Annotated in this window: 9 protein-coding genes; 3 read left to right on the top strand and 6 right to left on the bottom strand. The window is 66.9% G+C overall.

Annotated elements, in window-relative coordinates; translation table 11 throughout:
* Positions 1 to 2 precede the first annotated feature (2 nt).
* Positions 3 to 2,369: a SpoIIE family protein phosphatase gene (locus ACFC1X_RS10965; protein WP_376351109.1), complete on the bottom strand. Its 2,367-nt coding sequence runs from the start codon at positions 2,367 to 2,369 to the stop codon at positions 3 to 5.
* 155 nt (positions 2,370 to 2,524) lie between these two features.
* On the opposite strand from ACFC1X_RS10965, the gene ACFC1X_RS10970 reads away from it, so the two are divergent.
* Positions 2,525 to 4,207, top strand: a complete 1,683-nt coding sequence (locus ACFC1X_RS10970; protein ID WP_376351112.1) for a CocE/NonD family hydrolase — start codon at positions 2,525 to 2,527, stop codon at positions 4,205 to 4,207.
* Positions 4,208 to 4,217: 10 nt separating this feature from the next.
* Here ACFC1X_RS10970 and ACFC1X_RS10975 read toward each other — a convergent pair whose 3' ends face one another.
* The 4 genes from ACFC1X_RS10975 to ACFC1X_RS10990 all read right to left on the bottom strand — a co-directional run bounded on the left by ACFC1X_RS10975 (position 4,218) and on the right by ACFC1X_RS10990 (position 9,828).
* Complete coding sequence (locus ACFC1X_RS10975) at positions 4,218 to 5,339, bottom strand: DUF3500 domain-containing protein (protein ID WP_376351114.1); 1,122 nt, start codon at positions 5,337 to 5,339, stop codon at positions 4,218 to 4,220.
* A 274-nt stretch (positions 5,340 to 5,613) separates the two neighbouring features.
* Positions 5,614 to 6,852 carry an acyl-CoA dehydrogenase family protein gene (locus ACFC1X_RS10980; RefSeq protein WP_376351117.1) on the bottom strand — a complete coding sequence of 413 codons (1,239 nt, stop codon included), beginning with the start codon at positions 6,850 to 6,852 and terminating at the stop codon, positions 5,614 to 5,616.
* 34 nt (positions 6,853 to 6,886) lie between these two features.
* Positions 6,887 to 7,438: a nuclear transport factor 2 family protein gene (locus tag ACFC1X_RS10985; RefSeq protein ID WP_376351119.1), complete on the bottom strand. Its 552-nt coding sequence runs from the start codon at positions 7,436 to 7,438 to the stop codon at positions 6,887 to 6,889.
* Between the two features lie 116 nt (positions 7,439 to 7,554).
* Positions 7,555 to 9,828, bottom strand: a complete 2,274-nt coding sequence (locus ACFC1X_RS10990; protein WP_376351122.1) for a CocE/NonD family hydrolase — start codon at positions 9,826 to 9,828, stop codon at positions 7,555 to 7,557.
* 239 nt (positions 9,829 to 10,067) lie between these two features.
* Between ACFC1X_RS10990 and ACFC1X_RS10995 the strand changes: the two genes are divergently transcribed.
* Entirely contained in the window at positions 10,068 to 10,973 is a 906-nt protein-coding gene (locus tag ACFC1X_RS10995; protein WP_376351124.1) for an FCD domain-containing protein, read from the top strand.
* Positions 10,974 to 11,008: 35 nt separating this feature from the next.
* On the opposite strand, the gene ACFC1X_RS11000 is transcribed toward ACFC1X_RS10995, so the two are convergent.
* Positions 11,009 to 12,016 (bottom strand): hypothetical protein, encoded by a 1,008-nt coding sequence (locus tag ACFC1X_RS11000; protein ID WP_376351125.1) that lies wholly within the window; start codon positions 12,014 to 12,016, stop codon positions 11,009 to 11,011.
* Between the two features lie 101 nt (positions 12,017 to 12,117).
* On the opposite strand from ACFC1X_RS11000, the gene ACFC1X_RS11005 reads away from it, so the two are divergent.
* On the top strand, positions 12,118 to 12,939 hold the full coding sequence (locus ACFC1X_RS11005; RefSeq protein WP_376351128.1) for a TetR/AcrR family transcriptional regulator: 822 nt from the start codon (positions 12,118 to 12,120) through the stop codon (positions 12,937 to 12,939).
* Positions 12,940 to 13,540: the final 601 nt, after the last annotated feature.

Consider the following 13,540-nt stretch of genomic DNA (forward strand, 5'->3'; position numbering starts at 1 on the left):
CCTCAAACGGACAGATCTTGTTCGACCCAGATGGTCTTGCCGCTCTGTCCGTACCTGCTCCCCCACCGGCGGCTCATCTGAGCCACCAGGAACAGGCCTCGGCCTCCTTCGTCAGAGGTACGGGCCCGTCGCATACGGGGCTGTGTGTTGCTGGGATCCGTGACCTCGCAGCAGAGGAACTCGCCGCGGATCAGGCGTAGTCCCACGGGGCCGCCCGCGTAACGCACGGCGTTCGTGACAAGTTCGCTGACGATCAGTTCGGTGACGAAGCCGATGTCCTCCAGCCCCCACTCCGCGAGCTTGGCTACGGCCACCTCCCTGGCCGAAGAGACTGCTCGGGGGTCTGCCGGGAACTCCCAACGGGCGACGTCCTCGGGCTCCACCGCGGACGTGCGCGCGAGCAGCAGGGCGGCGTCGTCCGACAGTGGATGCTGGGCGGCCCCGCTCATCAGATCCCGCGCAAGTGGGGGCAGGTCGGCGGCTGAGCGGCAGTGCTGCGCAAGGCGGTCCGAGAGGTCACGCGTGCTGCTGTCGATGTCCGTGCCATACCGCTGTAGCAGGCCGTCCGTGTACAGAGCGAGAACACTGCCGGGTGGCACGGCGACGGTAGTGGGCTCGAACGGCAGGCCGCCGACACCGAGAGGAGGCCCGGGCCGCACATTCACCGGGGCCACATCCCCGCTCGGCAAGGCCAGCAACGGTGGCGGATGGCCGGCCGAGGCAATCGTGCAACGTTGCTCAACCGGGTCGTGCACCGCCACCAGGCAGGTGGCGCCGACGAAGTCGCGTTGTGACAGTTCCGCCTCATCGGCGAGTCGGGAGACCAAGTCATCGAGATGAGTGAGCAGTTCGTCGGGCGCCAGTTCCAGATCCGCCAGCGTTTGAACGGCGGTTCGCAGGCGGCCCATGGTCGCGGTGGCATGCAGTCCGTGGCCGGTCACGTCCCCGACGACGAGGGCGGTCCGCAACGAAGGGAGCTCGATCGCGTCGAACCAGTCACCGCCGATCTCGGCCCCGCCGGCGGCGGGCAGGTACGCGCCCGCGGTCTCCATGACCCTGGTGGAGGTGAACGCCTGCGGCAGCAGGCGCTCTTGCAGGGCGACGGCGGCCCGATGCTCTCGTGTGTACCGGCGGGCGTTGTCCACGCCCAGGGCCGAGTGAGCCGCGATCTCGCTGAACAGACCGGCGTCCTCCTCGTCGAAGGGCTGGGGCCGATCAGTACGCCAGGCCGTCACGACTCCCAGCACGAGGCCGCGCGCGTAGAGCGGAGCCACGATCAGCGAGTGTCCGTGCCGTGGAGCCACCAGTCGCAGCCAGGGGTGGTCGACCAGCGCTCGTTCCAGCGCCTCGCGCGCCACGACTACGGTGCGGCCCTCCTGGAGCTCACGGACCAGGGGCAGATCGGGGAAGTGAGGGATGGGCTCGCCATGCCGGAGCAGTGCATCGGGCCACGGGCCGGTTGCGATACGCATCGCGGCCCTGCGCAGATGCAGATCACCGCCGCCGAACGTTTTCGGTGGCTCGTCCCCGGTATAGATGGCGTCGGCGAGGTTGACCCAGGCGACGTCGGCGATGTCGGGAACCAGCATGTCGACGATCTCTTGGGCCGTGCGATTGATGTCCAGTGTTCCGCCGATCCCCGCTGACGCCCGGTGGCGCAGCTCACGCCGGCGGTAAGCCTGCAAGTGCTTGGTCGCATCGGTGTAGAGGATGGCGATCCCAGTGGGACGGCCCCGCATGTCCTCCGTTCGCAGGACTGACACGGCGAGCGACCAATCACCGTATGGTGCCCCGGTCGACCGCACACGCTGCTCATGGGCGACCAGGGGCACACCTGTCTCCAGCACACCCCGCAACGCCGCCTCCACACCGGCGGCGTCGTCCGGGTGAATCACGTCGGAAACCATGCTGCCCACCGGAAGCGTCGGACCAGCCGCGGCGCCGCGCACCTGGTTGGAGCGCACCACCGCGAGATTCTTGTCCCGGAGGACGAACCCGATGCGACTCTGGTTCAGCAGCGCCCGCGACAACGCCGTGTCCCACTCGATCTCGGATGCCCGCTCGAGCGCCGCGGCCAGGATCAGGGAGAGGCCGAGACTCTGATGCCGCTCGGTGCGATAACGGACAGCGATGACCTGCCCGGAGTCGTGGAGCAGTCCGGCTTCGCCCTCCCGGGGCAGCTCACCGCCGGCAAAGGCACCGGGCTCGGCCAGCAGCCGGAGAACGGATCGCCGGAGGACCGTAGCGGCTGGACGCCCCAGCAGCTGTTCTGCGGCACGGGACCATCCGACCACGACCCCACGATCGTCGATCAGCGCGGTCGCCGCCCCGGCCAGAACAGGACAGTCTCCCGTCCCGCTCACATCCATGTGGTGTCACCGCCTTTCATTCGGCCGGTGCCTCCATCATGTCTCGGTGCCGGAAGCCTCGCTCTCCGGCGAGAGGGTCAGTCCGGCTGGACTGAAATTCGACTACAAAGTACATTTAATCAAGCTTCACACCTCGCTTCTGGAAGGACGCCGCAATGGGCCTGAAGAAGCGGGTGTACGAAAGGTCGGAGTACGACGCGAGCTCCCGCGCGATGCTGCGCAGATTCGAGCCGGTCACGCGTATTCTGCCGGCAGGCTTTGAGGTCGACCCGCGTTTTCGATCTCTGCCGATCGATGTCGTCTTCGAGAAGGATGTCGCCGTCAGCATGCGAGACGACGTGACGATCTTTGTCGACGTATTCCGCCCCGTCGCCGCCGAGAAGGTGCCCGTCATCGTCGCGTGGGATCCTCACGGTAAGAGCCGGGGGACGCTGTCGAGCGTCCCCGATCCGCATCCCTCCGGCCTGAAAAGTGCCCCGCTCTCGGCACTGGTCACTTTCGACGGCCCGGATCCGGCCTACTGGTGCTCGCGGGGCTACGCGATCTGCACCTCTGATCCCCGGGGGATCGCTCAGTCCGACGGCGACAGTGTCATGTTCGGACGTCAGGAGGGCATGGACTGCCATGACCTCATCGAGTGGCTGGCCGAACAGGACTGGTGCAGCGGCAAGGTCGGCATGAGCGGAACCTCCTACCTCGCGGTCGCGCAATGGTTCGCCGCCGCCGAACAGCCACCGTCTCTGGCCGCGATCCACCCGCAGGAAGGGTTCAGTGACGTCTACCGCGATCTCGTCATGCGCGGCGGCATACCCGACACCGGCGTCGCCGAACGCCTGCAGAAGCACGTCTACGCCGGCGACAACCGACGTGAGGACATCCTCACGGAGGCCGCGCGCTACCCGCTGATCAACGATCTGTGGGAGGACAAGATCGCGCGCTTCGACAGAATCACCGTGCCCGCCTACATCGTCGCCGGCTACTCCAACCCGGCACACGCAGTGGGCACCTTCCGCGCCTGGCGGAGCATCGCCTCAGCGGAAAAGTGGCTGCGAATTCACCACACCCAACCGCGGCAGGACTATCACGACGAGACCAATACGGCGGAACTGCGCCGATTCTTCGACCACTACCTCAAGGGCGCGGACAACGGCTGGCAGAGCACTCCTCGCGTACGTCATGGCGTCAGCGACCTCCGAGGAGGCGGCTGCCCTGATCTGGCCACGGAAAATTATCCGCCGGAGGATGTCACCTGCACGCGGTTTTACCTGGACGCCCGCTCACACTCACTGAACACGGAGCTTCCGGCTGCCGCTTTCAGTACGGCCTACGACGCCGGATCGAAACCCGGTCAGGCCTCCTTCACGATCCGCTTCGACGAAGGGATCACCCTGGTCGGCTACCCAAAGGTGCGCCTCTGGGTCGAGTCGGAGGGCACCGACGACATGGATCTGTTCGTGCTCGTGCAGTCGTTGGGCCGTCAGGACACGTCGGAACTCGCCGGTCGCGCCCTGCGATACACAGGGTCAGCCGGCCGCCTGCGCGTTTCTCGTCGACACCTGGACGCGGCGCAGGCGACCGACGCCGTTCCCGCTCACAGCTTCGACCGGGTCGAGAAACTGAGTCCCGGAGAGGTCGTCGACGTCGAGATCGATCTTCCGCCGCTGGGCCTGAGGCTGGGCCCCGGTGAGTTCCTCCGGCTCGTCGTGAGCGCGGACCCTTCGCTGGGGGCGGCAACGCCAGGAACCCGCGGCCTCGACTCCCACAACACTGGACGACACGTCATCCACACGGGCGGCGCCCGTGCGTCCTACTTGCAACTCCCCATCAGTCCCGCATGACCGCGAGGCATCACGGGTGCTCGCGCTGCCACTGCCGTACCCAGGCTCGACCGTAGTCGTTTCCGTGCGGAGTGCGCAGAACCGTGTGGATGTGGAAGGGCTGTGGAACGTCGTTCCCAAGCCACACACCGCAGTGGTGGTCGAGTTCGGCGATGAGCACAGGTGACTGAACGCGGTAGTAGAAGACGTCGTCCGAACCGTGCCCGCCGATCCAGCTGAACCAGGTGTCGTCCAGGTGGTGTCGCACTTCCCGCAGCCTGGCCGTACGAGGACCGGTCGGCAGATGCTCGACGAACTGCTCGGCGATGGCCACGACCAGGTCCTGGGCCGCCTCCTGCATGCGCGACACCGGCATGCCCTCGAAGGGAATCACCCGGTTGTCCTGGAACGCGCCGGCGAGATGCCGTTCGTCACCCGGGTGCAGGCGGCCCTCGGGCATCGCGGGATCAATCATCCGCTCGTACACGGTGGCCTCGAGGCGCTGCGATTCCGGAAGTGTCTCCATGAGCTGCCTGCCGAGCGCGACGCGTTCAGTGAAGGCACGTACACCGGCGTGGGGCCCGGCGTCGATCTCGTTGGGCTCCGCACCCAGAAAGACGGGGCTCAAGGACATACGCCCCTCAACCACCAGGCAGTTGACGGCACAGTGATGGCCGTACAGCTGCCAGCCCCACGGGGCACTCTGATCTGGCTCTCCGTACAGGGCGAAGTTGTAGCTGAATTCGTTGAGGATGCCTTCCAGGCCGACGACCTCTCCAAGGAACGCGTTGATGCGCATCGCCGTGCGCACGGCCTCGTATCCCTCGGCGCTCAAAGACGCCTCAACGAGAGCGAGCGCCGCACGTCGCACCTCGGCCGGCTGGAACTCCAAGCGCAGGCCGGTGTCGAACTGGAGGAACTCGGGGTTGGACCACGTCTGCCATTCGACCGCGTCCACGGGATAGGACAGTCGGGACCGACCGTTCTCGTCCAGCGTGTCGAGCAACTGGTGCGCCGCGGCGACCATCACGGCCACTGGCGCCTCTTCTCCGGGCTCGGCCGTGGCCAGACGGTGGACCCCCTCGCGCAGGGTTCCGTCCTCGGTGACACCGACGAAGTCGTTCTTGTAGAGGCGCGACCAGTCCCGGATCATGTCACCGGTGAACGTGCCGTCGACTCGGACGAGGTCGCGGTAGTGGTACGCGTCAACGCCCCTCAGGTCGGCGACGCGCGGGTGATGCGCGGGGAAGAGGTACTTGCGAAACGCGGCGGATGACATGGGCATCCCTCTCATGCGTCGAGGAGCCGGACTCTGATCCTGTTGCGGTGAACAGGGCCGGACGCCGAGTGTGAGTTCTCAGTAAGGCTGGGCAGGTTGCTCTCCCGGCAGCTCTTCTTCGTCGCGACAGGCCCTGTTCCGAGCTCGCCTAGGCCCGTCGTTCGAGCACGCTCGTCGACGTGGGACCGGCCTCGACCTCGCACAGCGTGCGTCCCATGTTTTCCATCCAGGTATCGATGGTGTGCGCCGCATGGAGGCTGCCGGCGCGGCAGTTGCGGGCGATCAGTTGCAGGGGCTGACGTTTCATGATTGCGGACGCGCCTGACGCCTGGAAGAGCGTCTCAACCGCTGAGGCACAGGCGTCCCAGACATAAGCAACGTCGGTGTGGAACTGAACGATCTCCCGCTCCGTGGGGTCCAGGCCCTCGGCATCGAGTCGGTCCAGCTCGGCCGCCGCGGCCTCGGCGACCCGTCCCGCCGCTCGAATCTGCGCGTGTGCGCGGCCCACGGTGAGGTGGGTGATCGGCGCCTCTAGCTGCTTCGAGTAGATCGAATAGGGGATGCCCCGCTTCCCCAATCCACCGAGAAAGATCTCCATGGCGTGATCGGCCATGCCGAGTGCCGTGCCGGTGCCCGTCACGATCGAACGGGAGATTCCCCCGCGGCGCGGCCCCACTCCTTGCTCGGTGGCCTCGGCCAGGCGGGCGTTGAGCTCCCGAGGGGTGCTGAAGCGCTCGTCCGGGACGAACAGCTCACCATCCGTCGCCATGGTCTGGCTGCCCGTGGCCGCAAGACCCATGGGATCCCAGTCGTCGCGGGCGACGAGTGAGTCCTTCGGGACGAGAACCATGCCGACCTTGGCGTCGTCGGTCTCGTCATAGAAGACGGCGAGGAATCCGTGGGAGGCGTGAACGCTGCCGGTGGCGAAGGGCCAGGCGCCCTTGACCATCCATCCGCCGTCGACCTGGCGCGCGGTCCCGGACATGCGCCGGCTCGTGCCGCCCAGCGCGAAGGTGCGGTTACCGACCCAGGGCGTCTCGTACACCGGCGCCATGACCTCGTCGGCGAAGGAGAAGCTCCACAGGTTTCCTCCCGCGGCCGCCCACACCATCCAGGATGTCGCCCCGCATCCCGCGCCGAGCGCGCGGTAGATGGCATGGAGTTCACGTGTCGTGAAGTCCGCACCGCCGTAGCGTCGCGGCGTGGTCAGGGTGAAGACACCAGCGGCGTCGAGACGTTCGATGCTCTCCTGGGGGACGCGGCGCTCTCGCTCCGCGGCGGCCTGCTGCTCGCGCAGCCAGGGCTTCATATCCTCGACGCGGGCCAGGATTTCCTGAGCCTGCGGCCGGTCGACGTCCGTTTTCGCGGTCATCACCATAATTTCCATACCTCCTCGGTTGTCGGATCCGGAGAAATTCGGATCAGGCAGGCCATTCGCCATTGCCCAGCGGCGTACCGCTGAAGCCGGCAACCTTCTGGAGGCTGGGGTCCGTCCCGTCACGGCGTCCCACCGAGGCGTCGGGGTGATCGTCGAACCAGCCGTCCGTGGGGTACCTGTACATCCAGTCGACGAGCAGCTGGCGGCGGGCGATCAGCCACCGCCCGTCACGCAGTTCGAACCTGTCGAGGTAGCGCGCCCAGAGCTTGACCGTCTCGTTCTTCCAATGGTGCCGCTCCGAGCCCTGGTGGTCGGCCTGGAGATAGGTCTCCACGTGCGCGACGGCAGGACCGTCGAACTCGATCAGACTGTTGCCGAGGAAGTGCATGGTGCGGACGAAGCGCGGCATTTCCCCCGACAGGAATTCCACGAAACCCTCGACGGGACCGACGTGCAGACTTGCCGGAAACTGCACCCACGCGTCCTCGTGAAATGCGCCGCGGACCAGGCTCATATCAACCCGGTCGAGACCGCGACAATAGCGCAGCAGCACGTCGTGGATTTCCGCTCGGGCGCTCAGTTCCTCGATATTCATCGCACTCTCCATGGCTGGTTCGAATGGTACTTCGTACGGAATGGTCTTGAAGGTCGCCTCAGGCAAGTAATGATCAGCCGTGGGGCGGGGCCGTCACACATACCTGGCGAGGCTGGTCAGGCTTCCTTGGGCGGCAGGACGGGCAGCTGCAGGTAGCTCGGGTGCTCCGGGCCCGTGTAGATCGCGTTCCGGGCACCGTCGTGATACGACGCGTCGTACGCGTGCCTGCTGCCGTGGCCGACACCGGTGAACGGCTGGATGTCGATCCGGATACGGTGTCCGGCCCGCACCAGGCCCGTATTCGGGATGATCTCCACTTCCACGGGGACGACTTCGCCGCTGCGCAGCGGGGCGTGGTCGCCACGCAGGTGGGTGTGCTTCGGCCGGAACTCGGTCGAACGCTCGGTGTCCAGCTTGCGGTGGGAGACCTTGAGCCATCCCTTGGCCAGGGGGTAGAGGTCGGTGGGGATGCCGGGAATGACCGCCGGGCCGCAGAAGTCGACCTCGTGGTTGTTCTCGTCGAGCACCCGTACAGACGCGAAGAGGTCCATGTCCTCACTGGTGGAGGAGACCCACACGACGAGCTTGCTGTAGCCGGCGAGCACGGTGTCCGCCTCCAGCGGCGGGCTGACGAAAGTGGCACCGGGGCTGCAGGACGCGGTGGTCCACTCCTTCCGGCCGGCTATCGGCGCCGGCGGTACGACCGGTGCGGCCGGGTCGACCTCGGCCGAATACGCCACGGACCGCTCTGCGTCGGGGACCGCATGCCCGAGACTCAGCACGTTGTCGCAGGGAAGGTCCCCCTCCAGGCCGGAGGGCCGGGCGTCCAAGTACCACTTGACGTACTCGGTGCGGGCGATGGGCCACTCCTGCTCTTCCTGCAGGTACGAAGCGCCGCGCCCGGTCCGGATTTCGAGGCGTACGGGCGGCTTGTCCATGATCCCGTTGTCGACGCCCTTGAGCCAGTGGTCGAAGAACGCCACGTGGTCCTGGACCGTCGGGGCCTGGTAGGACTTCATGAACCAGTCCTCCCAGAAGTCGATCTTCTTGTTCTTCGTGGGAGTGTTGAGGTACGTCTCGCTACTGCCGAGCTGGTGGAAGTTGGCGGGGTGCGTCGTCACGGCAACGGTCCACAGCGGCACCGAGACCTCGCTGAGATCCGGATTCATCAGCACTTCGGACCGAGGGCCGTAGACCAGGGCGGTGTCGGAGTCCTTGAAGGGATTCTCCTTGGCCATCGCCAGGAAGTCCTTGGCGTTGACCTCACCGATGATCGCGGGCGCGATGCCCTTCTGGAACCACATGGGGAAGAACTCCTCGTTGAGGATGCCTCCTGTGTAGACGACCTCCTCGTAGAGGTCGGCGTCCGTCCCGATGGCGATCATCGCCTTGAGGTGCGGCGGCCGAAGGCTCGCCACCGCGTGCTGGTTGACCGCGTAGTACGACATGCCCCACAGCCCGACGTTCCCGTTGGACCACTGCTGCACCCCAGCCCACTCGATGGCGTCGTAGAAGGCCTCCGCCTCGTCGATACCCCAGATTCCCAGGGTTCCCGGGCTCTTGCCGGCGCCTGGCCCGTCGACGCGTACGACGGCGTAGTCCCGGGGGACCCAGGTGACCGTGTTGACTGTCTCGTGGTTCTCGTACTCGTACCCGTTGGGGTTGCCCAGGAAGTACCGCTCCTCCATCTGATCGTGCTTCTCGGCATCCTCTTCGCCGCCGATGGAGTGGTGGACGAAGGCCCTGCCGTAGACGCCGCAGTTCATGATCACGGGGACAGGGCCATCGTGATCGGGACGGTAGACGTCGGCGTAGACGAACGATCCGTTCCGTGTAGGGATCTTCACGTCGCGGTAGCGCCGGATGCCGAGCACATTGCGCCGGACCTCATTGCGGGCGGCGGCGGCCGACCTCAGCTTGCGCGGTGTGGCACCGGTGAAGACCTTCGCCTGGTTCAGCTCGTCGAGCAGGACCGTGACCGCCGGGTCGTCGGTGAACGCCTGGATGAGGTCGGCCGGCCCGGGCGCCAGCGTCGTCTGATTGCGGAAGTTGATGACGCGGTCGCCTACCAGCGTGTGGATCTCCGGCGTCAGCGTGATCCCGTCGTCGAGGTTGCCGTCCCGGTCCAGGGTCTGGAGGAACCGGGCGATGTTCGTCAGCCCCGGGTCGGCCAGTTTGTCCAGGTTGCCGTCGACCCTCGCGACGATGTCGGCGACGGTGAGACGTTCAGCTCCGCGTGCCGCACCAAGCAGGACGGCACCGACGAAGAAGACGATGGTCTCGCCGTCCCGGTACTCGAAGGTGCCCTTCTCATCCGTGAAGCCCGAGCACGTGGGAGTCTCGAACCGCAGGCCGGCGACCGGTCCCGCGAACCTTCCCTTACACAGCATGGAGTCCTGCTTTCGGAGTCGTGCACAGGAGCCGCGGGCCTTGATCGCTCAACGCCACGGGCCTCGTGCCGAGGGACTGCGTCATGACGGTGGCGGTCCTGCTACGGATTGCGCCGTCTTGTCTTGATCCATCGTGGGGCCACACCACCCACGAGATCTGGATTTAACCACCCGTATGTTTCGAGTACTTCTGAGCCTGCTAGGCCTCCGTCTCCATGTCAAGAGCTAGAATCCTTCGCATGTATTCGCGACCACCTGGCTTGGCCAAGAGCCTCGCCTCGGACATCGAGCAGATGATCGACAACCGGGGTCTGCGCCCTGGTGAGCGCATAGCCACCATGGAGGAACTGCGGGAGCAGACCGGGTACGGCCGGGCGACCATCGGCGAGACGGTGCGGCTGCTCACCGAACGCGGGAGCGCGGAGGTGCGCCCAGGACGCGGAGGCGGGCTTTTCGTCGCACAGGTCAGTCCAGTGGTCCGGTTGCGTCAGACGCTGCTGAGGGTGCCGCAGGGGGCTACGACGGTGGCGGACGCGATCGCCGTGCGCGACTCGCTGGAGGAACTCATCGCGCTCGAAGCGGCTCGAGGGCGGACGGATCGGGACGCCGAGGCCCTCGAAGCGTGCCTCGGCGCGCTGCGCGACGCCCGAAACGATCTGGAGCGCTTCCTCCAGGCCAACTGGGCACTGCACGAACGCATCGCCGCGATCACCCGCAACCACCTCGCCCGTGCCATGTATCTGGGCACGATGCAGTGCATCGCGGAACTGTCGGTCCGCGCGGACCGTGAGGCGGATTCGACTCCGAACGACTACCTGGACCGACGCCTGGCCGTTCACGAGGAGCTGGTGGCGGCGATCACGCTCGGCGACGAGGACCGTACGAGAGCGGCCGTGGAGGCGCACCGGGGCGGGGCGGAGTCCGGCTTGCTGGACGGCTGTTCTGGGCTGGGCCCTGTCGGCACGGACCAGCCACGCACAGCGGCTCACGCCGGCGTCGGGGGCTCCGGTTCCGCCGTTGCTGTGGACGACGAGGAGCGGATCTCGCTCCTTCGGCGCGAGAACGAGGAGCTGCGCCAGGCGAACGCGATCCTGAAGAGTGCGTCCGCTCTCTTCGCCGCAGAGCTCAACCGCGCGGAGCGATGACTTTCGGGGCCAGCTGATCAACATGACCTCGCCCCCTACGGCAAGGCCGGTACATAGCGGCCACCGGCGGCGTGGGAAGGCTTGGTGCGTCCCTGCCGGTCGGCGACGAGGACCATGGAGACTCCAGCGACGACCCAGGCAGTGAGGACGAGGGCGGGCAGGCCGCCCCCTTGGCCGTCGAAGAATGCGTTGGCGCGCAGGAGACTGCCGGCGGCGCCCGGCGGCAGCAGCTGACCGAGCGTGGACCAGCCGCTCGGGAGCCAGTGAGGTCCGGTGGCCAGGCCGGAGAGCGGATTACCGAGAAGCATCACGAGTGCCCCACCGAGAGCGAGGCCGGCGACTCCGAGGCAGGCTTGCAGCCCGATCAGCGTCGTGGACAGCGCGGTCAGGCCGAGCACGAGCCCAAGGGCGGTCAGCACGTAGTCACCGTCGACGGACTCCGTGACGAACTGGAGGAAGGCGGCCACGGCGGCCCCCGTCGGTAGCGAGAACAACAGCGCCCCTGCCAGACGGGTCCGCAGACCGCGGTGCCCCGGAAATACGGCATTCAGGAACAGTGCCGGGAACATGCCGCCGAAGATCATGGGCAGGAGCGCGGCGGTCAGTCCCGCGCCACGCGGGTCGTCCTCCGTGAACGGCACCAGGTCATGAACGTCGGCTCGGGCCCCTTGCTCCGCGGCGACGCGGTTTCCCAGTTCGGTGATCGCACCCGTGGCTGAGGGGCCACCGGCGGTCGCCGTGTATACGTCGACTCCCTGAGCAGTGATGGCGAGCCCGCCGTCGATGTCGCGCGATTCGACCGCGGACTTCACGGCAGCGAAGGTCTCGTACTGGCGCACATCCCACGCCTGTCGGTCGAGGTTCTCCTGGAATGCCTCGGTGAACTTCGGAGGACCCGTCACCTCGATCGGGACGTGATGCGGACCGCTGTGAATCGGGGGCAGGGCGAACGCACACAGTGTCAAGGTGACCAGGGCGGTCAGACCCAGGACCACCTGAGCAAGCTTGCGCCCGAAGGTAGAAGTGACAGAGTGCTTGGTCATGAGGAGTCTTTCTGAGCACCACGCGCTACAGGAAGGGCTCGGCGTGCGCAGACGCTTGCACATCCTGGACTGAGACTCGATTAGATAGTACATTAAATCACATGCCACGTACCAATGGATCGCAGACCAACGAGTCATCCGACGTTCCCCAGGAAGTCATCGACGCCACACTCCGAGCCGCGGCCGCACAAGGTGTGCCAGCAGCAGATGTGACCTTGCGCGACATCGCCCTGGAAGCCGGAGTCTCCCGCAGCACACTGCTGCGTCGACTGGGTGGCACCCGGCACACCCTGGACAAGGCCCTGGAGGCCGCCGGCATCGCCTCGGGGGCGCGAAAGCCGGTGAGAGAGCGCGCCATCGAGGCCACAGCGGACTTGATCAGCACACAGGGACTGGGAACGGTCACCTTCGAGCGCGTGGCAGCATCAGCCGCGTGCTCCGTGCCGAGTCTCTACGTGACCTTCGGAGGGCGAGACGAGCTCCTGCGCGCCGTGTTCGAGCGCTATAGCCCCATCGTCGACGTGGAGGCGCTCCTGGCCGGGCCGCGCGGCGATCTGGAGGACACCGTTCGTCGGTTCTACCAGCTGCTCGTGAACGCTTTGCAGCGAGAGCCGCGCGTCCTGCCGGCCCTCCTGGCGGAAGTCTTCGCGCGACCCGGTGACGCGAATGTACAGATGGTCTTCCAGTCCGTCACCCCTCGTCTGCTGGCGGGCGTGGGATCGTGGCTGGCTGAGGAGGCCGCAGCAGGCCGTATTCGTGAGATGCCCCTTCTCCTGCTCACGCAGCAGATGACCAGCCCCATCTTCCTGCACTTCCTGCTGCGCCCCGTGACGGGCCTGGTCCACGACATCGACCTGCCTACGACGGACGAAGCGATCGAGACCTTCACCCAGGCCTTCCTCCGGGTCGTCGCCCTCCCCTGACCCGGGGAAGGAGAATGAGCCGAACCCTTGGCACACGGGGCGTCGGTGCCGGCCCGCAGGCCGGTTCACTCGACGTCGGACGCCGTGCCTCGGCTCGTCGGCCCAGGCGTCGACGAGCGCCCGGGCGCCCTCGGGGGTGACCGGCCCCTACCACTGGTCCTCCGGGGCCACGTCAGGGCCCCCACTGTTGCGGCGGCGTCCCGCGCGGTGCATCGAGGCCCATGGCGCACCAGCACATGACGGCGGTGGCCCGGCACCTCATCCCAGGCCGGAGAAAAGAGTGCTCCCGAGTGGTACGGAATGGGGCACGACGAGCGACGTACCGGCAACGGGATCGATGCTGCCGGGGTGCCGTGCGCGAGGCCGGAACGCATCGCTATCAGATCGTGCAGGACGAGGACGATCGTACGTCCCAGTCCCTGGTCGAGCTTGGGCGGTCAGTCCGGCACCGGTCAGCGCGCCCAGAGTGAGACAGGCACCACTGCCACCGGGCGTCAACAGGACGACGAACGCCCCCGCGGCAGCCCCGCGGCCGGTAACGCCTCCTTCATGGGCAGGACCACGACCGTGGACCCTGCGGTCCTGACCCGGCCGCGGAGAC

This window comes from Streptomyces sp. NPDC056128, from assembly GCF_042263835.1.
Taxonomy (GTDB): Bacteria; Actinomycetota; Actinomycetes; order Streptomycetales; family Streptomycetaceae; genus Streptomyces.